1 protein-coding gene is annotated in these 268 nt (G+C 43.7%); it reads left to right on the top strand.

Features of this window, described 5'->3' with window-relative positions; all coding sequences use genetic code 11:
- Positions 1-242, top strand: a 242-nt coding sequence (locus Q4528_RS14050) for a hypothetical protein (RefSeq protein WP_303522214.1), incomplete at its 5' end; no start/stop codon positions are given.
- Positions 243-268: the final 26 nt, after the last annotated feature.

Genomic DNA, 268 nt, shown 5'->3' with positions numbered 1-268 from the left:
GATTAAACAAGGCTCGGCGTGTGGTTTATCAAGCGGTGTCTAAGTATCGTCATTCCCAAAATAAAGTGCCTACACCAGAACCTAGCTCTTGGTGTATAAGCGAAAATGGTGAAGCGTGTGACGAGAACCAAGGCTTAATTGTTAGTAAACCTAGCTGGCCATTACCGCGCTGTTTTGACCAAAACGCTAAATCTATCGATGGCGAAACTCTCGCTAGCGATTGCAAGCAACAAGCTTACTAGACCCATAAAAAAGCCTGATATTAATC

Origin of the sequence: Staphylococcus pasteuri (assembly GCF_030547725.1) — a bacterium.
In the GTDB taxonomy this organism is placed as follows: domain Bacteria; phylum Bacillota; class Bacilli; order Staphylococcales; family Staphylococcaceae; genus Staphylococcus; species Staphylococcus pasteuri.
This window is presented reverse-complemented; position numbering and strand designations above follow the sequence as displayed.